This window comes from Luteimicrobium album (assembly GCF_030161555.1).
In the GTDB taxonomy this organism is placed as follows: Bacteria; Actinomycetota; Actinomycetes; order Actinomycetales; family Cellulomonadaceae; genus Luteimicrobium; species Luteimicrobium album.
Genome location: NZ_BSUK01000001.1, coordinates 3,804,650 through 3,823,840 on the forward strand (window position 1 = coordinate 3,804,650; position 19,191 = coordinate 3,823,840).

Sequence of the window (19,191 nt, forward strand, 5' to 3'; positions counted from 1 at the left end):
CTCAGGGGCAGCGACATGCTGCAGCCATTCTCCCACGACACGCAGCCCGGGCCCGCCCGCTCGGGCAGCGCGCTGCTCGGCGGGTCACACGAGGACGGAGTCGCCGGCCGCGACGTCCTGCACCGGGCCGCGACGCCGCTCGGTGGGGAAATGCCGAAGGCCACCCCGGATCGGGGTGGCCTTCGGTTGAATGGGTGTTCGGCGGCGTCCTACTCTCCCACCCCGTCACCAGGGCAGTACCATCGGCGCTGAAGGGCTTAGCTTCCGGGTTCGGAATGGGACCGGGCGTTTCCCCTTCGCTATGACCGCCGTAACTCTATGAACCTGTTCGGGACCCTTTTCGGGGGTGTGCCGGTGGCTCTAGAACCGCACAGTGGACGCGAAACACGGAAAGTGTTGTTGGTAAGTTGTCGGCTGATTAGTACCGGTCAGCTCCACGGGTCTTTCGTCCCCGCTTCCACATCCGGCCTATCTACCCAGTGGTCTAGCTGGGTGCCTCTCACCCCGAAGGGTCTGGAAACCTCATCTTGAAGCAGGCTTCCCGCTTAGATGCTTTCAGCGGTTATCCCTTCCGAACGTAGCTAACCAGCGGTGCTCCTGGCGGAACAACTGGCACACCAGAGGTTCGTCCGTCCCGGTCCTCTCGTACTAGGGACAGCCCTTCTCAAGTTTCCTGCGCGCGCAGCGGATAGGGACCGAACTGTCTCACGACGTTCTAAACCCAGCTCGCGTACCGCTTTAATGGGCGAACAGCCCAACCCTTGGGACCTACTCCAGCCCCAGGATGCGACGAGCCGACATCGAGGTGCCAAACCATGCCGTCGATATGGACTCTTGGGCAAGATCAGCCTGTTATCCCCGGGGTACCTTTTATCCGTTGAGCGACGGCGCTTCCACAAGCCACCGCCGGATCACTAGTTCCGACTTTCGTCCCTGCTCGACCTGTCAGTCTCACAGTCAAGCTCCCTTGTGCACTTGCACTCGCCACCTGATTGCCAACCAGGCTGAGGGAACCTTTGAGCGCCTCCGTTACATTTTAGGAGGCAACCGCCCCAGTTAAACTACCCACCAGGCACTGTCCCTGATCCGGATCACGGACCGAGGTTAGGAGTCCAGAGCGACCAGAGTGGTATTTCAACGTTGACTCCACACACGCTGGCGCGTGCGCTTCACAGTCTCCCACCTATCCTACACAAGCCGCACCGAACACCAATACCAAGCTATAGTAAAGGTCCCGGGGTCTTTCCGTCCTGCTGCGCGTAACGAGCATCTTTACTCGTAGTGCAATTTCGCCGAGTTCGCGGTTGAGACAGCGGAGAAGTCGTTACGCCATTCGTGCAGGTCGGAACTTACCCGACAAGGAATTTCGCTACCTTAGGATGGTTATAGTTACCACCGCCGTTTACTGGGGCTTAAATTCTGAGCTTCGCTCCCAAGGGAGCTGACCCGTCCTCTTAACCTTCCAGCACCGGGCAGGCGTCAGTCCGTATACATCGTCTTGCGACTTCGCACGGACCTGTGTTTTTAGTAAACAGTCGCTTCTCCCTGGTCTCTGCGGCCCTCCACGCTAGCCGGCAAGCGGCTTCACGCTTGGGGCCCCCTTCTCCCGAAGTTACGGGGGCATTTTGCCGAGTTCCTTAACCACGATTCACTCGATCGCCTTAGTATTCTCTACCTGACCACCTGAGTCGGTTTGGGGTACGGGCGGCTAGAACCTCGCGCCGAGGCTTTTCTTGGCAGCATAGGATCACCCTGTTATCCCGCTGATGCGGTCACCATCGGCCCTCGGGCTTCACGAGCAGCGGATTTGCCTGCTGCTCACCCTGCGACCTTGGACGTGGACAACCATCGCCACGCCGGGCTACCTTCCTGCGTCACCCCTGTTAATACGCTTACCTACTACCAGGTCGGGTCGCGCGCTAGGCCCACCCAGTGTTCCCGAAGGAACGGCGGGGGATTCGGGCGCTTAGCATCACCGGGCTCGGTATGGGCGGTTCTTCGCCGGTAGGAGAATCTCAACTCCTTGTCCATCGACTACGCCTGTCGGCCTCGCCTTAGGTCCCGACTTACCCAGGGCGGATTAGCCTGGCCCTGGAACCCTTGGTCATTCGGCGGACGGGTTTCTCACCCGTCTTTCGCTACTCATGCCTGCATTCTCACTCGTGTAGGCTCCACCACTGGGTTACCCCGCAGCTTCACTGCCCACACGACGCTCCCCTACCCATCCACACGCCTGGACCACGAAGGCCTAGCAATATGTGAATGCCACAGCTTCGGCGGTGTACTTGAGCCCCGCTACATTGTCGGCGCGGAATCACTTGACCAGTGAGCTATTACGCACTCTTTCAAGGGTGGCTGCTTCTAAGCCAACCTCCTGGTTGTCTGTGCAACTCCACATCCTTTCCCACTTAGCACACGCTTAGGGGCCTTAGCTGGTGGTCTGGGCTGTTTCCCTCTCGACTACGGAGCTTATCCCCCGCAGTCTCACTGCCACGCTCTCACTTACCGGCATTCGGAGTTTGGCTGACGTCAGTAACCTTGTAGGGCCCATCGGCCATCCAGTAGCTCTACCTCCGGCAAGAAACACGTGACGCTGCACCTAAATGCATTTCGGGGAGAACCAGCTATCACGAAGTTTGATTGGCCTTTCACCCCTAACCACAGGTCATCCCCCAGGTTTTCAACCCTGGTGGGTTCGGCCCTCCACGCGGTCTTACCCGCGCTTCAGCCTGCCCATGGCTAGATCACTTCGCTTCGGGTCTAGACCCAGCGACTACAGACGCCCTGTTCGGACTCGCTTTCGCTACGGCTTCCCCACACGGGTTAACCTCGCCACTGAGCACTAACTCGCAGGCTCATTCTTCAAAAGGCACGCTGTCACCCCTGCCAAGGAGGCTCCAACGGATTGTAGGCACACGGTTTCAGGTACTATTTCACTCCCCTCCCGGGGTACTTTTCACCTTTCCCTCACGGTACTAGTCCGCTATCGGTCACCAGGTAGTATTTAGGCTTAGCAAGTGGTCTTGCCAGATTCACACGAGATTTCTCGGGCCCCGTGCTACTTGGGATCCCCTTCGGGAGGCCACGCCATTTCGTCTACGGGGGTCGCACCCTCTGTGCCGGGCCTTTCAATGCCCTTCGACTATGACGAAGCTTTCTGACTCCCCGGACCCGTGTCAGCAGATCCAGAAGGGTCCCACAACCCCGCACACGCAACGCCTGACAGCTTTCACACGTGCACGGTTTGGCCTGTTCCGCTTTCGCTCGCCACTACTCACGGAATATCTCTTCCTGCCGGTACTGAGATGTTTCACTTCCCGGCGTTCCCTCCACACACCCTATATATTCAGGTGCAGGTGACCACACATGACTGTGGCCGGGTTTCCCCATTCGGACATCCTCGGATCACGGTTCGTTTGCCAACTCCCCGAGGCTTATCGCAGGCTACGACGTCCTTCTTCGGCTCCTGGTGCCAAGGCATCCACCCTGTGCCCTTAAAAACTTAACTCAACAACAAAATTGCAGAAACCACGGACACACACCCTCTCGGCCACCCACGAAAGGCGACCGGCGGGCATGCCATCTGTGATTCACAAAGATGCTCGCGTCCACTGTACAGTTCTCAAGCAACCGACGATCCCGCAACTCACCCACGCCCTACGGCACGAGATCCCCGCGGCCCGCATCAGAAGCAACAACCACCACCCACCACCCACCCCGCACGAAGCTCGACCAACCCTCACAGGCTGACCGACCCTCACACGCAGTGGTCCGGGCGGCTCACGGCCGTTCCCTCAGGACCCAACAGTGTGCTCATCGCCCACCCCACCAGCCGGCCACCACCTTCCACACCCAGGCCCCCGAAGGAACCCCAGCAGTACTAGCAGCGACCAACCCGACAGGGCCAGCTCGTCAATGTTCCACCCACGAGCAACCACCCGGCACACGTTCGGCACCGGCATGAACCACAGACCAACCACCCACCCCAACAAGAGGCAGACCAGCCGGCCCACGGCGCTCGACAGAAGCAAAAGCTCCTTAGAAAGGAGGTGATCCAGCCGCACCTTCCGGTACGGCTACCTTGTTACGACTTAGTCCCAATCGCCAGTCCCACCTTCGACCACTCCCCCACAAGGGTTGGGCCATGGGCTTCGGGTGTTACCGACTTTCGTGACTTGACGGGCGGTGTGTACAAGGCCCGGGAACGTATTCACCGCAGCGTTGCTGATCTGCGATTACTAGCGACTCCGACTTCATGGGGTCGAGTTGCAGACCCCAATCCGAACTGAGACCGGCTTTTTGGGATTCGCTCCACCTTACGGTATCGCAGCCCTTTGTACCGGCCATTGTAGCATGCGTGAAGCCCAAGACATAAGGGGCATGATGATTTGACGTCATCCCCACCTTCCTCCGAGTTGACCCCGGCAGTCTCCCATGAGTCCCCGGCATAACCCGCTGGCAACATGGGACGAGGGTTGCGCTCGTTGCGGGACTTAACCCAACATCTCACGACACGAGCTGACGACAACCATGCACCACCTGTACACCGACCTTACGGGGCGACCATCTCTGGCCGTTTCCGGTGTATGTCAAGCCTTGGTAAGGTTCTTCGCGTTGCATCGAATTAATCCGCATGCTCCGCCGCTTGTGCGGGCCCCCGTCAATTCCTTTGAGTTTTAGCCTTGCGGCCGTACTCCCCAGGCGGGGCACTTAATGCGTTAGCTGCGGCACGGAACTCGTGGAATGAGCCCCACACCTAGTGCCCAACGTTTACGGCATGGACTACCAGGGTATCTAATCCTGTTCGCTCCCCATGCTTTCGCTCCTCAGCGTCAGTTGCGGCCCAGAGACCTGCCTTCGCCATCGGTGTTCCTCCTGATATCTGCGCATTCCACCGCTACACCAGGAATTCCAGTCTCCCCTACCGCACTCTAGTCTGCCCGTACCCACTGCAAGCCCGAGGTTGAGCCTCGGGATTTCACAGCAGACGCGACAAACCGCCTACGAGCTCTTTACGCCCAATAATTCCGGACAACGCTTGCGCCCTACGTATTACCGCGGCTGCTGGCACGTAGTTAGCCGGCGCTTCTTCTGCAGGTACCGTCACTTGCGCTTCTTCCCTGCTGAAAGAGGTTTACAACCCGAAGGCCGTCATCCCTCACGCGGCGTCGCTGCATCAGGCTTGCGCCCATTGTGCAATATTCCCCACTGCTGCCTCCCGTAGGAGTCTGGGCCGTGTCTCAGTCCCAGTGTGGCCGGTCGCCCTCTCAGGCCGGCTACCCGTCGTCGCCTTGGTAGGCCATCACCCCACCAACAAGCTGATAGGCCGCGAGCCCATCCCCAACCGATAAATCTTTCCAGACACACCCATGCAGGCACGCCTCATATCCGGTATTAGCCCCGGTTTCCCGGAGTTATCCCAAAGTCAGGGGCAGGTTACTCACGTGTTACTCACCCGTTCGCCACTGATCCACCCAGCAAGCTGGGCTTCACCGTTCGACTTGCATGTGTTAAGCACGCCGCCAGCGTTCGTCCTGAGCCAGGATCAAACTCTCCGTAAATGTTTCAACGCCAACCACACCCACCCCACCAGACCAAAGCCCAGCAGAACAGACACAGTCAACAAACCATACGAAGAACACCCCCACAAAAAAGGGGGCGATCAATCAAACTGGCCAGAACCAAACCATCCGGCAAAAAACCATCAGATTCGATCCATGTCCAAAGGAATCCCAACCAGGCCACCAACAACCAACCCCAAGGCCAGCCACCAGCAACCCGACGAGAGTTAAATTGGCATTGACTATCAAGCACACTGTTGAGTTCTCAAGAAACGGACGCTCACCCGCTCAAACCCTCCCGGGCTCTCACTGGGGCAACTTCTCCATCTTACCCGACCCCAACCCCGCCAGCAAACCGAGCTCGGCGGCCTTCCGAAGAAGACGTGAACCGCGATCCGCGAGTAGAGATGGGCCCCTGGCCGTCACCGGACGCAGAGCGACCGCCGAAGCGACTTCAGGGGATGTACCCGGGGGACCAGCCACGCCAGCTGAAGCTGACCTGTCCGTTCCTCCCTGCCGGGCGACATCGAGCACAGTACGGGGAGCACGGGCCGGAGGTCAAATCCCCTTGCGCTCGGGTCCTGCACGGCCCCCGAGGCGAGACAGATCACCCGCGAGCGACCGCATCGTCCCAGGTCAGGAGCCCGGACCCTCGCCGTTGGCGCGGCTCTGCATCCGCGGGCCGCACCAGGCAGACGCGTGAGGGCCGGGGCGCATCGCCCCGGCCCTCACGGTCTTGCCCGTCCGACGATCACCCGACGGGACTACGCCCGAGCGCCCGCCGCCGCGTCGCCGTCGACCACCGCGAGCGCGAGCGTGCGCTTGCCGCGCCGCAGCAACGCGTATCGCCCGTGCAGGAGCTCGGCCGGATCGAGGGTCGCGTCCTCCCCCGTCACCTTGACGTTGTTCACGTAGGCACCGCCCTCGGCGATCGCTCGCCGTGCTGCAGAGCGCCCGGCGACGAGTCCCGCGCCGGCGAGCGCCTCGACCACCGGTGTGCCGGGTGCGACGTCGACGCGGGGCAGCTCGGCCACGGCGGAGGAGAGCGTCGCCTCGTCGAGCTCCCTGAGGTCGCCGCGACCGAAGAGCGCCTGGCTCGCCGCGATGACGGCCTTCGTCGCGTCCTCGCCGTGCACGAGCGTCGTGACGTCCGAGGCGAGGGTCCGCTGCGCCTCGCGCGCCGCCGGCCGCTCCTGCACCGAGCGTTCGAGCTCGGCGATCTCCTCCCGCGTGCGGAAGGTGAAGATCTTCAGGAACCGGACCACGTCGGCGTCGTCGGCGTTGACCCAGAACTGGTAGAAGGCGTACGGCGTCATCATGTCGGGCGCGAGCCACACGGCCCCGCCCTCGGTCTTGCCGAACTTGGTGCCGTCCGCCTTCGTGATGAGCGGCGTCGTCAGGACGTGCACCGAGGCCTGCTCGGCCTTCCGGATCAGCTCGACGCCCGAGAGCAGGTTGCCCCACTGGTCGTTCCCGCCGGTCTGCAGCGTGCAGCCCTCGCGGCGGAACAGCTCGAGGTAGTCCATCCCCTGCAGGATCTGGTAGCTGAACTCGGTGAAGCTGATGCCCTGCTCGCTGTCGAGGCGGCGCGCCACGATGTCCTTGGCCAGCATCGTCCCGAGGCGGTAGTGCTTGCCGACGTCGCGCAGGAAGTCGATGGCCGTGAGCTCGCCCGTCCAGTCGAGGTTGTTGACCAGCTTCGCCGGGTTGTCACCCTCGAAGTCGAGGAAGCGCGAGATCTGGGACCGCAGGCGGTCCGTCCACTCCGCGACGACCTCCTTGGTGTTCAGCGTACGCTCGCTGCTCGGCCGCGGATCGCCGATGAGGCCCGTCGCGCCGCCGACGAGCGCGAGCGCCCGGTGCCCTGCGAGCTGGAGGTGACGCAGGAGGATCAGCTGCACGAGGTGGCCGTGGTGCAGGCTCGGCGCCGTCGGGTCGAAGCCGCAGTAGTAGGTGACCGGACCTGCTCCCAGCGCGTCGCGCAGCGCGGCCTCGTCGGTGGACTGTGCCACCAGGCCCCGCCATTGCAGCTCGTCGAGAACGTCGCTCACAACCACTCCTTCGTCCGGCGCCCCGCGGGGCGCGCGCTGGGCGGCCCGGGGCGGGCCGCGTTCCTAGTGTGCCGTGTCGGCGCACCACGGTGCGCCGACATTCCGCGGACGAGCGCGCCCGGCCGCAGCGCCGGCGTCACCGCTTGCGGGCGCGCACCGCCCGGTAGTCGGAGACCGTCGGCTCGCCGGCCAGCCAGTAGCGCCACGGGAAGAGGGCGGCGTCGCCGCCGTCGCCCGAGACTCCGACGCGCGGACCGGTGCGGACCTCCCCGCGGCCGGCTTCGGACCGGCGCCGTCCCTCGCGGCTGCCAGCGGGAGGTGGACGACGATCGCACCCGCCGGGTCGACGAGGTCGGCGCCGTACTCGTCGAGGTCGAGGTCGAGCGCGACCGCGAGCCGAGCCGGACCGCGGGCGATCTGCCGCGCGGAGTCGCAACGTCCTTTCGCGAGGCGGCGGGACAGGGCGAGCTCCGCGCCGTCGGTCACCTCGCCAGCCCGCAGCAGCACGGCCGACGCGCGGCCCTGCGGTGCGCAGACGACGTTCACGCAGTGGTGCAGCCCCAGGTGGCGGTACACGTACAGCCGCCCGGCCTCGCCGTACATCGCCCGGTTGCGCTGCGACGGCCCGCGGTAGGCGTGGGAGCCCGGGTCGCGCTCGCCGTCGTACGCCTCGACCTCGGTGAGGCGGAGCGTCACGTCGCCGAGCGGGGCCCTGCGGGTGACGAACGCGCCGAGGAGGTCGCGGGCGACGTCGTGCACGTCCCGCTCGAACCAGGAGCGGGACGGGACGGTGGCGGGGTCGACGAGCGTCACATGACCACGCCCCAGCCGTCCAGGCGGACGTCGGCACGCTCCGCGGTCCCCTCGGCCGCGTAGACCTCGCGCTCCTCGCGCATCCAGGTGAGCCAGTGCTCGCGCGCGTCCTCGCCGTCGCGGGCGAGGCCGCGGGCCAGCCGGACGTCGTCGGGCGCCTCGACCCAGACCAGCAGCGTCGTGAGGTCCGCGAGCCGGCGTGCACCCGCGCCACAGCCCTCGACGACGAGGTACGGGGCGCGCGGGACGGCGTGCTCCTCCGCGAACGCGCCCGCCTCCCAGTCGTAGCGCGCGTATCGGCCGTCGCGGCCGTCCGTCCAGGGCGCGAGGATCTGCCGGGCGAGGTGGTCGGTCCCGGCCCGCAGGCCGGACCAGCCCTCGTAGAGGTCGTCCATGTGCACGACCTGCGCGGGCAGCGCGTCGCCGAGCTGGGCGGCGAGCGTCGTCTTGCCCGATCCGGCCGGGCCGTCCACGACGACGAGCCGCGCCCGGTCCCCCGGGGGCCGAGGCGCGGCTCGCCGTCGCGGGTGCGGCTCACGAGCTCGGCGAGGACCGCCGGGGACACGCTCATGCGCGTGCCCCCGGCGTCCTGCGTCGCGACGGGGTCAGTCCTGCGCCCACACCCGGTACTCCGCCGAGCGGGCGCGGGCGGCGTCGAGCTGCTCGGCGACCCGGGCCGGGGCCGTGCCGCCGACGGCGTCGCGTGAGGCCAGCGAGCCCTCGACGCTGAGCACGGTGCGCACGTCGGGGGTGAGGTGCTCGGAGATCTCGGCCAGCTCGGCGTCCGTGAGGTCCCAGAGCTCGATGCCGCGGTCCTCGCAGAACTTCACGCACGCGCCCGCGACCTCGTGGGCCACGCGGAACGGCACGCCCTGGCGCACGAGCCACTCGGCGATGTCCGTCGCGAGCGAGAAGCCCTGCGGCGCGAGGGCCGCCATGCGGTCGGTGTCGAACGTGAGGGTCCGGACCATGCCCGCGAACGCCGGGAGCAGGACCGCGAGCGTGTCGACCTGGTCGAACACCGGCTCCTTGTCCTCCTGCAGGTCCCGGTTGTACGCGAGCGGCAGGCCCTTGAGCGTGGCCAGCAGGCCGGTCAGGTCGCCGATGACGCGCCCCGCCTTGCCGCGCGCGAGCTCGGCGATGTCCGGGTTCTTCTTCTGCGGCATGATGCTCGACCCGGTCGAGTAGGCGTCGTCGAGGCGGACGAAGCCGAACTCCTTGGTGTTCCAGAGGATGATCTCCTCCGAGAACCGCGAGAGGTCGATGCCCGTCATCGCCGCGACGAACGCGAACTCGGCGACGACGTCGCGCGACGCGGTGCCGTCGATCGAGTTCTCGACGGGACCGTCGAAGCCGAGGTCCGTCGCGACCGCCGCCGGGTCGAGACCCAGCGACGAGCCCGCGAGCGCCCCCGAGCCGTACGGCGAGCGCGCGGCACGGACGTCCCAGTCGATCCAGCGGTCGACGTCGCGCAGCAGCGGCCAGGCGTGCGCCAGGAGCTGGTGCGCGAGCAGGACGGGCTGTGCGTGCTGCAGGTGCGTGCGGCCCGGCATCGGGGCCGCAGGGTTCGCGGCCGCCTGCTCGACCAGGGCGTCGACGACGTCGAGCACGAGGTTCGTGAGCCGGCGTGCCTGCTCGCGCAGGAACAGCCGCACGAGGGTCGCGATCTGGTCGTTGCGGGACCGGCCGGCGCGGAGCTTGCCGCCCAGCTCGGCGCCCGCCCGCTCGATCAGGCCGCGCTCGAGCGCCGTGTGCACGTCCTCGTCGGCCAGCACCGGGAGGAACTCCCCCGCCGCGACGTCACGCTCGAGGCGGTCCAGCGCGTCGAGCATCCCGGCGAGCTCGTCGTCCGTCAGGAGCCCGGCCTGCGCGAGCACGCGGGCGTGCGCCCGTGAGCCGGCGATGTCGTAGGGGCGAGACGCCAGTCGAAGTGCGTCGACTGGCTGAGCGCCTGCAGCTCGGGCGACGGGCCGCCGGCGAACCGGCCGCCCCACAGGCTCACGCGCTCCTCGCGCCCGTCCACGACACTGCCGGTGCCGGCCGCACTCGCCGCGACCGCAGCCGCGCCGTCGTCCGTGGGGCCCTGGGGAGTCTCGTCGGCCATGGTTCAGAGCGCCCCGGTGCCGAAGTCCACGCCGTTGCCGAACTTCACGTCGCGCGCGGCAGCGAGCTTGGCCTGGAGGCCGTAGATCTCGATGAAGCCCCGGGCCTGCGACTGGTCGAACGCGTCGCCCTCGTCGTACGTGGCGAGGTTGAAGTCGTACAGCGACGCCTCGCTGCGGCGGCCCGTGACCGTCGCGCGGCCGCCGTGCAGCACCATCCGGATGTCGCCGGAGACGTACTTCTGCGTGTCGTCGATGAAGGCGTCGAGCGAGCGCTTGAGCGGGCTGAACCACATCGCGTCGTAGACGAGCTCCGACCAGCGCTGCTCGATCAGGCGCTTGTAGCGGGCCTGCTCGCGCTCGAGCGTGACGTTCTCGAGCTCCTGGTGCGCGGCGATGAGCGCGATCGCGCCGGGCGCCTCGTAGATCTCGCGCGACTTGATCCCGACGAGGCGGTCCTCGACGATGTCGATCCGGCCGACGCCCTGGGCGCCCGCGCGGCGGTTCATCTCCTGGATCGCCTGGAGCGGCGTCACGGCCGTGCCGTCGATCGCGACGGGGAGGCCCTGCTCGAACGTGATGACGACCTCGTCGGCGACCGGCGGGAACGTCGGGTCGTCCGTGTAGGAGTAGACGTCCTTGGTCGGCTCGTTCCAGATGTCCTCGAGGAAGCCGGTCTCGACGGCGCGGCCCCAGACGTTCTGGTCGATCGAGAACGGGTTGTGCTTGGTCGTCGCGATCGGCAGGTCGTGCTTCTCGGCGTAGTCGATGGCCTTCTCGCGCGTCAGCGCCAGGTCACGGACCGGGGCGATCGACTTGAGCTCGGGGGCGAGCGACGTCGTCGCGACCTCGAAACGGACCTGGTCGTTGCCCTTGCCGGTGCAGCCGTGCGCCACGGTGTCGGCACCGAACTGGCGGGCCGCACGCACGAGGTGCTTGACGATCACCGGGCGCGACAGCGCCGAGACGAGCGGGTACCGGCCCTCGTACATGCCGTTCGCGCGCAGCGCGGGCATGCAGTACTCGGCGGCGAACTCGTCGCGGGCGTCCGCGACGTACGCCTCGACGGCGCCGCAGTCGAGGGCGCGCTGGCGGATGACGGAGAGGTCCTCGCCGCCCTGGCCGACGTCGACCGCGACGGCGATGACCTCGGCGCCCGTGGCCTCGCCGATCCAGCCGATGGCGACGGAGGTGTCCAGGCCGCCCGAGTAGGCGAGCACGACGCGATCAGTCATGACGGTTCATCTCTTTCTGGTCCGTGGTTCTGGTCTGAGGTTCTGGGGTGGCGGGGTCAGTCGCCCGCGAGCGACAGGAAGCGCCGTGCGACGGCGTCGCCGCCGGCGGGGTCCCGCGTGATCACGCAGATCGTGTCGTCCCCCGCGATGCAGCCGAGCACGTCGGGCAGCACCGAGTGGTCGATCGCGGAGGCCAGGTAGTTCGCGGCACCCGGCGGCGTCCGCAGGACGACGAGGTTGCCCGACGCCTCCGCCGACACCAGCATCTCCGCGCACAGGCGTGCGAGGCGAGCCGAGAGATAGCCCGCGTCGGCCGCGGCCTGGACCGAGCGGTCCCCGCCCTCGCCCGGCACAGCGTAGACGAGCGCCCCGGACGTGCTGCGCACCTTCTCGGCCCGCAGCTCGATGAGGTCGCGCGAGAGCGTGCCCTGCGTGACGCTCAGGCCGTCTGCCGCGAGCGCGCGCGCGAGCTCGGCCTGCGAGTGGATCTCGCCGTGCGCGATCACCTGGACGATCCGCGCGTGGCGTGCGGCCTTCGTCGCAGGGGTCGTGGCGGGGGTCGTGGACGGCCCTGCCACGGCGGGGTCGGTCACGACCGCTCCAGCAGCCAGGTCAGCAGCGCCTTCTGCGCGTGCAGCCGGTTCTCGGCCTCGTCCCACACGACGGACTGCGGCCCGTCGATGACGTCGGCGGAGATCTCCTTGCCGCGGTAGGCGGGCAGGCAGTGCAGGACGATCGCGTCGTCGGCCGCTTTCGCGAGCGCTGCCGCGTCGATCGCGAACGGGACGAACGGCGCCTCGCGCTCGCCCTTCTCGTCCTCCTGGCCCATGGAGACCCAGGTGTCGGTCGCGAGGACGTCGGCGCCGTCGAGCGCGGCGTCGGGATCGGTCGTCACGAGCACGGAGCCGCCGGTCTGCGCGGCGATCCGCTCGGCGTCGGCGACGATCCGCGGGTCCGGCAGATAGCCCTCGGGGCCCGCGACACGGACGTGCATGCCGGCGGTGACGCCGCCGAGCAGGTACGAGTGCGCCATGTTGTTCGCGGCGTCGCCGAGGTAGGTGAGCGTGGTGCCCGGGAGCGACCCGACGCCGCCCCGGTGCTGCGCCACGGTCAGCAGGTCCGCGAGGATCTGGCACGGGTGGAACGCGTCGGTGAGCGCGTTGACCACCGGGACCGGGGACGCCGACGCCATCTCCTCGATGAGCTCCTGGCCGAACGTCCGCCAGACGATCGCCGAGCACATCCGACCCAGGACCCGGGCCGTGTCCGCGACGGGCTCGCCGCGGCCGAGCTGGCTGGTCTGCGCGTCGATCACCAGCGGGTACCCGCCGAGCTCGGCGACGCCCACCGAGAACGACGCGCGGGTGCGGGTCGACGGCTTGTCGAAGATGACCGCGACCCCACGGGGGCCGGACAGGGGCGTGCGGACGAAGCGGTCGTCGTGGAACGCGAGCCCGAGCTCGAGGACCTCGCGCTGCTCGGCGGGCGTGAGGTCGTCGTCGCGCAGGAAGTGGCGCGGGGCGTGCGGCTCAGCCATGTCAGGACTCCTGTCCGAGGTCGTGCGGGAGCTCCGCGAGGAACGCGACGAGGTCATCGACCTGGTCGCGCGTGAGCAGGTAGGGCGGCGCGACGCGGATCGCGTCGGGTGCCACGGGGTTGACGATCAGCCCGGCGCGGAGCGCGCGCTGCGCCACGTCCGCCGCGACCGGCGCGGCGAGGGGATGCCGCGCAGCAGGCCGGCTCCGCGGACGCCGGTGACCAGGGGTGGCCGAGCGCGGTCACGCGCTCGGCCAGGTAGGCGCCGACGCCGCGGACGTTGGCGAGCAGGTCGTCGCGCTCGATCACGCCGATCGTCGCGAGCGCCGCGGCCGCCGCGACGGGGTTGCCGCCGAACGTCGTGCCGTGCTGCCCCCGCCCGAGCAGGTGCGCCGCACGGTCCCCGTACGCGAGCACCGCGCCGACGGGGAACCCGCCGCCGAGGCCCTTGGCGAGCGTGACGACGTCGGGCAGGAAGCCCTCGGGGGCGAGCTCGGGGAGCTGGTAGGCGAACCAGGCGCCCGTGCGACCCGAGCCGGTCTGGACCTCGTCGAGGATCAGCAGGGCGCCGCCCGCCGCCGTGAGCTCGCGGGCGAGCGCGAGGTAGCCCGCGGGCTGGGGACGCACCCCGACCTCGCCCTGGATCGGCTCGAGGACGAACGCCGCGACCTCGCCGCGCTCACGCACGACCTCCGGCGAGAACGCCGCCCGGAGGGCTTCGGTGTCGCCGAACGGCAGGAACTCGACCGCGCCGGGCAGGGGCTCGAAGGGCTCCCGGTACGCGGCCTTGGACGTGAGCGCGAGGGCCCCCATGGTGCGGCCGTGGAACGAGCCCTCGAGCGCGAGGATGCGCGTCCGCGTGCCGTCGGGGTTGTTGCGGCGCGCCATCTTGAACGCCGCCTCGTTGGCCTCGGTGCCCGAGTTCGTGAAGAACACGCGCGATCCCGCGGGGGCGCCGGCCAGGCCGAGCAGCTTCTCCGCGAGCGCGATCTGGGTGGGCGAGCCGAAGAAGTTCGACACGTGCCCGAGCGTCCCGAGCTGTGCGCTGATCGCGGCGGTGAGCGTCGGGTGCGCGTGCCCCAGGCAGTTCACCGCGATGCCCCCGAGCAGGTCGAGGTAGCGGTTGCCGTCGGCGTCCCAGACGTACGCGCCCTCGCCGCGCACGAGCACGCGCTGCGGCGGCCCGAACGTGTCCATGACCGCGTGCGTGTAGCGGTCCGTCCACTCGGCCACCGAGCCGGGCTCGGGGTGCGTGAGGTCGCCGGTGGACGCGGCGAGCAGCTCGCTCATACGGGGCCGCCTTCCTGGGTCGTGTCGGTGCCCAGGAGCTCCGGCACGACCATCGTGCCGTTGCCCTCGGGCGTGAAGATCTCGAGCAGCACCGAGTGCGGGACGCGGCCGTCGATGATCGTGGCCGCACGCACCCCGCCGCGCACCGCGCGCAAGCACGCCTCCATCTTCGGGATCATCCCGGACGCGAGGGACGGCAGGAGCGCCTCGACCTCGTCGGCGCCGATCTGCGAGACCAGCGACTCCTTGTCGGGCCAGCGCGTGTACAGGCCCGCGACGTCCGTCAGGACGATGAGCTTGCGCGCACCGAGCGCGACCGCGAGCGCCGAGGCCGCGGTGTCGGCGTTGACGTTGAGCACCTGGGTCGGGTCGTCGACGTCGGGGGCGACCGTCGAGACGACGGGGATGCGGCCGGCGTCGAGCAGGTCCTGGACGGCGCGCGGGTGCACGGCGACGACGTCGCCCACCTGGCCGACGTCGACCTGCTCGCCGTCGACGGTCGCAGTCCGGCGCTCCGCCTCGAACAGGCGGCCGTCCTCCCCGACAGCCCGACGGCGAACGGCCCGTGCGCGTTGATCAGCCCGACGAGCTCGCGCGAGACCTGACCCGTCAGCACCATCCGGACGACGTCCATCGCCTCCGGGGTCGTGACGCGCAGGCCGCCGCGGAACTCGGACTCGATGCCGAGCCGGTCGAGCATCGCGGAGATCTGCGGCCCGCCGCCGTGCACGACGACGGGGCGCAGCCCGACGCTGCGCAGGAAGACCATGTCCTGCGCGAACGCACGCTTGAGCTCGTCGTCGACCATGGCGTTGCCGCCGTACTTCACGACGACGAGCGCGCCGCGGAACCGCTCGAGCCACGGGAGGGCCTCCACGAGGACCTCGGCCTTCTGGTCGGGGCTCAGGCCGGTGCGGGTGTCGAAGCCCGGGTGGGCGGGCGGCAGGTCGGTCGATGTCTCGCTCATGTGGAGTACGCGCTGTTCTCGTGGACGTAGTCGTGCGTGAGGTCGTTGGTCCAGACGGTGACGGTCGCGTCGCCCGCGTGGAGGTCGATGTCCACGCGCACCTCGCGCTGCGAGGCCATGTCGACCTCGTCGCGGGGGCGGTACGCGCCGCCGGCCCGGCAGACCTGGACGCCGTTGACGCTCACGTCGAGCTGGTCGGGGTCGAACGCGGCGACCTCGACGGGGACCGTGCCGACCTGGGCGAGGATGCGACCCCAGTTGGGGTCGTTGCCGAACACGGCCGTCTTGAACAGGTTGGACCGGGTCACGGCCCGGGCCACGGCGAGCGCCGCGTCCTCGGTCTCCGCACCGGTCACCGTGACGGCGATGTCGTGGGACGCGCCCTCGGCGTCCGCCACCAGCTGGCGGGCGAGCGACGCGCAGACCGCGCGGACCGCGGCCGCGAACGCGGCGTCGTCGGGCGTCACGCCGCTGGCGCCGGACGCGAGGAGCGCGACCGTGTCCGAGGTCGACATGCAGCCGTCGGAGTCGACGCGGTCGAACGACGCGCGCGTGCCGGCGCGCAGGGCGGCGTCGGCGGTGGCCGCGTCGACCACGGCGTCCGTCGTGACCACGCAGAGCATCGTGGCGAGCGCCGGTGCGAGCATGCCCGCGCCCTTGGCCATGCCGCCCACGGTGAAGGACCCGGCGGGCGTCTCCACGACGACGTGCGCCGTCTTGGCGACCGTGTCGGTCGTACGGATCGAGTCCGCCGCGGCCTCGCCCGACGCGGCGTCCGCGGCGAGCGCGGCGGCCGCGAGGTCGACGCCGTGGAGCACCTTCTCGCGCGGCAGCCGCTCCCCGATCAGGCCCGTGGACGCGACCACCACGTCGGCCGCCGAGGCCCCCAGCACCTCGGCGACCTTCTCCGCGGTGGCGTGCGCGTCCTGGAAGCCCTCGGGCCCGGTGCAGACGTTCGCGCCGCCCGAGTTGAGGACGACCGCGTGCACGACGCCGTCGCTGACCACCTGGCGCGACCACAGCACGGGCGCGCCCACGACGCGGTTGGTGGTGAAGACCGCCGCCCCGACCTGGAGCGGGCCGTCGTTCACGACGAGCGCCAGGTCGCGGTTGCCGGACGCCTTGAGACCTGCGGTCACGCCCGCGGCACGGAAACCGGCGGCCGCCGTCACGCCCGGGGATGCGGGCCAGGTCACGAGCTCGGTCACGGGGCGACCCCCTGCACGGTCAGGCCCAGGGTCTGCGGCAGCCCCAGGGCGATGTTCATGGACTGCACCGCGGCGCCCGCGGTGCCCTTGACGAGGTTGTCGATCGCGGTGACGGTCACGACGCGGCCCGCGCGCTCGTCGAGCGCGACCTGCACGAGGGCCGTGTTGGCGCCGGTCGTCATGGCCGTCGTCGGCCACTGCCCCTCGGGCAGCAGCTCGACGAACGGCTCCCCCGCGTACGCCTCGGCCCACGCCTCGCGGAGATGGGCCGTCGTCACGCCTTCGTGGCCCGGGGCGAGGCGCGCCGTCGCCGTCGCGAGGATGCCCCGCGACATCGGCACGAGCACGGGCGTGAAGCTGATCGAGACGTCGTGCGCGCCCGCGGCCCGCAGGTTCTGCGCGATCTCCGGGATGTGCCGGTGGGAGCCGCCGACGGCGTACGGCTGGGCCGAGCCCAACGCCTCCGCGGCGAGCAGGTGCGGCTTGAGCGACTTGCCCGCGCCCGAGTAGCCGACGGCCAGGACGGCGACGAGGTCGGTCGGGTCGAGCAGGCCGAACGCGACGCCGGGCTGGAGGCCGAGCGTGACCGCGGTGACGTTGCAGCCCGGGACCGCGATCCGGCGGGCGCCGGCGAGGTTCTCGCGCTGCTTGGTGAGCGGCGTGTCCTCGGTCGGCTCCCCGCCGCGCCCGGCGCGAGCAGAAGCTCCGGCATCCCGTACGGCCAGGTGCCGGCGTGCTCGGAGCGGTAGTAGGTGCGCCAGTCGTCGGCGGAGGCGAGGCGGTGGTCGGCGCCGAGGTCGATCACGAGGACGTCGTCCGGGAGCTGCGCCGCGATCTCGCCGCTCGCGCCGTGCGGCAGCGCGAGCACGACGACGTCGTGCCCGGCGAGGTTGTCGGGCGTGGTCGGGATCAGCTCGCGGCCTGCGAGGGAGCGCAGGTGCGGGTGGTGCTCGCCGAGCAGCGTGCCGGCGTTGGAGTGCGCCGTGAGCGCGCCGACCTCGACCTCGGGATGGTCGGCGAGGAGCCGCAGGGTCTCCCCGCCGGCGTAGCCGCTCGCTCCGGCGACCGCCACTCTGATCGTCATATGCATGATCTTACATACCTATGCGCGCCGAGGAAAAGCGGCACGTCGTAGCGTGTGCCCATGCGCGCCGTCGTCGCCTCCCAGGCCGGAGGACCCGAGGTCCTCGCCGTCACCGACCGTCCCGACCCGGAGCCCGGGCCCGGCGAGCTCGTCGTCGAGCTCGCCGCCGCGGGCGTCAACTTCATCGACACCTACCTGCGGTCCGGCGTCTACCCCGCCGACCACCCGCACGTGCCCGGCTCCGAGGGTGCGGGCGTCGTCGTCGGGGTCGGCGAGGGCGTCACGGGCGTGTCCGAGGGCGACCACGTGGCGTGGGAGTCCGCGCCCGGGTCGTACGCCGAGCGCGTCGTCGTCCCCGCGGACCGCGCCGTCCCCGTTCCCGACGCCGTCCCGCTCGTGACCGCCGCCGCGCTCGTGCTCCAGGGCCTCACCGCCCACTACCTCGTCACCTCCACCTACGCCGTCCGCGACGGCGACGACGTCCTCCTGCACGCGGGCGCGGGCGGCGTCGGGCTGCTCGCCACCCAGCTCGCGGTCTCGCGCGGCGCACGCGTGATCACGACCGTCGGCGGCGCCGAGAAGGAGGAGCTGTCTCGCGGGGCCGGGGCGTCCGACGTCGTGCACTACCGCGAGCTCGACGACCTCACCGCGGACCTGCCGCGCGTCGTCCGGGACCTCACCGGCGGAGCGGGCGTGCACGTCGTGTACGACGGCGTCGGCAAGGACACGTTCGACGCCTCCCTCGCGTCGCTGCGGCGGCGCGGGATGCTCGTCCTGTTCGGCGGGTCGTCCGGGCAGGTGCCACCGTTCGACATCCAGCGACTCAACCGCGCCGGCTCGCTGTTCCTCACGCGCCCGACGCTCGCCGACTACGTCGCGACGCGCGACGAGCTGCTGGCGCGATCCACGGAGCTCTTCGCGGCCGTGGAGGACGGCACGCTCGACGTCCGCGTCGGCGCGACGTACCCGCTCGACGACGCCGCCGAGGCCCACCGCGCGCTCGAGGGGCGGCGGACGACGGGCAAGGTGCTGCTGGTCCCCTGAGTCGTCACGCTGCGTCGTCGTAGCGGGCCGTCCGTGCGGGCGAGGCCAGCACCACGAGCGCGGCCGCCGCGAACACGGCGACCGCGAGCCAGAGCGACGGGCGGTAGCCCCAGGTCGACGCGACGACGCCGCCCAGCAGCGCGCCGGCGACGGCCGCCGAGCGGTTGGCCGAGCGCAGCGTGGCGTTGGTCCGACCCTGGAGCCGGGTCGGGGTGACGACCTGCCGGTACGCCATCTCGTTGGCGTTCTCCAGCCCGGCGGCCACTCCCCGAGCACCGACCCGGCCACCAGCACGCTCCA

At 69.2% G+C, this 19,191-nt stretch carries 9 protein-coding genes, 3 rRNA genes and 4 pseudogenes; 1 reads left to right on the plus strand and 15 read right to left on the minus strand.

The window, feature by feature from the left end; translation table 11 throughout:
- Positions 1-196: 196 nt before the first annotated feature.
- The 14 genes and pseudogenes from rrf to QQK45_RS19635 all read right to left on the minus strand — a co-directional run bounded on the left by rrf (position 197) and on the right by QQK45_RS19635 (position 17,847).
- Positions 197-313: ribosomal RNA gene (gene rrf, locus QQK45_RS19570) — 5S ribosomal RNA — on the minus strand.
- An 85-nt stretch (positions 314-398) separates the two neighbouring features.
- Positions 399-3,508 (minus strand): 23S ribosomal RNA (locus QQK45_RS19575).
- Between the two features lie 534 nt (positions 3,509-4,042).
- Positions 4,043-5,561 (minus strand): 16S ribosomal RNA (locus tag QQK45_RS19580).
- The 16S, 23S and 5S rRNA genes sit together here, the layout of an rRNA operon.
- A 764-nt stretch (positions 5,562-6,325) precedes the next feature.
- Positions 6,326-7,612 carry a tyrosine--tRNA ligase gene (tyrS, locus tag QQK45_RS19585; RefSeq protein ID WP_284294646.1) on the minus strand — a complete coding sequence of 429 codons (1,287 nt, stop codon included), beginning with the start codon at positions 7,610-7,612 and terminating at the stop codon, positions 6,326-6,328.
- A gap of 63 nt (positions 7,613-7,675) precedes the next feature.
- Positions 7,676-8,425: a DNA-3-methyladenine glycosylase gene (locus QQK45_RS19590; protein ID WP_348525303.1), complete on the minus strand. Its 750-nt coding sequence runs from the start codon at positions 8,423-8,425 to the stop codon at positions 7,676-7,678.
- Positions 8,422-8,898 carry a uridine kinase family protein gene (locus tag QQK45_RS19595; RefSeq protein WP_284294647.1) on the minus strand — a complete coding sequence of 159 codons (477 nt, stop codon included), beginning with the start codon at positions 8,896-8,898 and terminating at the stop codon, positions 8,422-8,424. The genes QQK45_RS19590 and QQK45_RS19595 overlap by 4 nt, the downstream gene beginning before the upstream one ends.
- Before the next feature lie 132 nt (positions 8,899-9,030).
- Positions 9,031-10,529, minus strand: a pseudogene (gene argH, locus QQK45_RS19600) (argininosuccinate lyase).
- Between the two features lie 3 nt (positions 10,530-10,532).
- Positions 10,533-11,762, minus strand: coding sequence for an argininosuccinate synthase (locus QQK45_RS19605; protein ID WP_284294648.1), 1,230 nt, complete (start codon positions 11,760-11,762; stop codon positions 10,533-10,535).
- Positions 11,763-11,818: 56 nt separating this feature from the next.
- Positions 11,819-12,355 carry an arginine repressor gene (locus QQK45_RS19610; RefSeq protein WP_284294649.1) on the minus strand — a complete coding sequence of 179 codons (537 nt, stop codon included), beginning with the start codon at positions 12,353-12,355 and terminating at the stop codon, positions 11,819-11,821.
- Entirely contained in the window at positions 12,352-13,299 is a 948-nt protein-coding gene (gene argF / locus QQK45_RS19615; protein WP_284294650.1) for an ornithine carbamoyltransferase, read from the minus strand. Before argF ends, QQK45_RS19610 begins: the two co-directional genes overlap by 4 nt.
- A 1-nt stretch (position 13,300) precedes the next feature.
- Positions 13,301-14,588 (minus strand): annotated as a pseudogene (locus QQK45_RS19620) (acetylornithine transaminase).
- Positions 14,585-15,555 (minus strand): annotated as a pseudogene (argB, locus tag QQK45_RS19625) (acetylglutamate kinase). The pseudogenes QQK45_RS19620 and argB overlap by 4 nt, the downstream one beginning before the upstream one ends.
- Positions 15,552-16,763 (minus strand): bifunctional glutamate N-acetyltransferase/amino-acid acetyltransferase ArgJ, encoded by a 1,212-nt coding sequence (gene argJ / locus QQK45_RS19630; protein ID WP_284294651.1) that lies wholly within the window; start codon positions 16,761-16,763, stop codon positions 15,552-15,554. Before argJ ends, argB begins: the two are co-directional and overlap by 4 nt.
- A pseudogene (locus QQK45_RS19635) lies at positions 16,760-17,847 on the minus strand (N-acetyl-gamma-glutamyl-phosphate reductase). Before QQK45_RS19635 ends, argJ begins: the two are co-directional and overlap by 4 nt.
- Before the next feature lie 60 nt (positions 17,848-17,907).
- Here QQK45_RS19635 and QQK45_RS19640 point away from each other — a divergent pair.
- The gene (locus tag QQK45_RS19640) at positions 17,908-18,891 is read left to right on the plus strand and encodes a quinone oxidoreductase family protein (RefSeq protein ID WP_284294652.1); all 984 of its coding nucleotides are present in this window, start codon (positions 17,908-17,910) and stop codon (positions 18,889-18,891) included.
- Positions 18,892-18,895: 4 nt separating this feature from the next.
- Here QQK45_RS19640 and QQK45_RS19645 read toward each other — a convergent pair whose 3' ends face one another.
- Positions 18,896-19,156, minus strand: coding sequence for a hypothetical protein (locus QQK45_RS19645; RefSeq protein ID WP_284294653.1), 261 nt, complete (start codon positions 19,154-19,156; stop codon positions 18,896-18,898).
- Positions 19,157-19,191 lie beyond the last annotated feature (35 nt).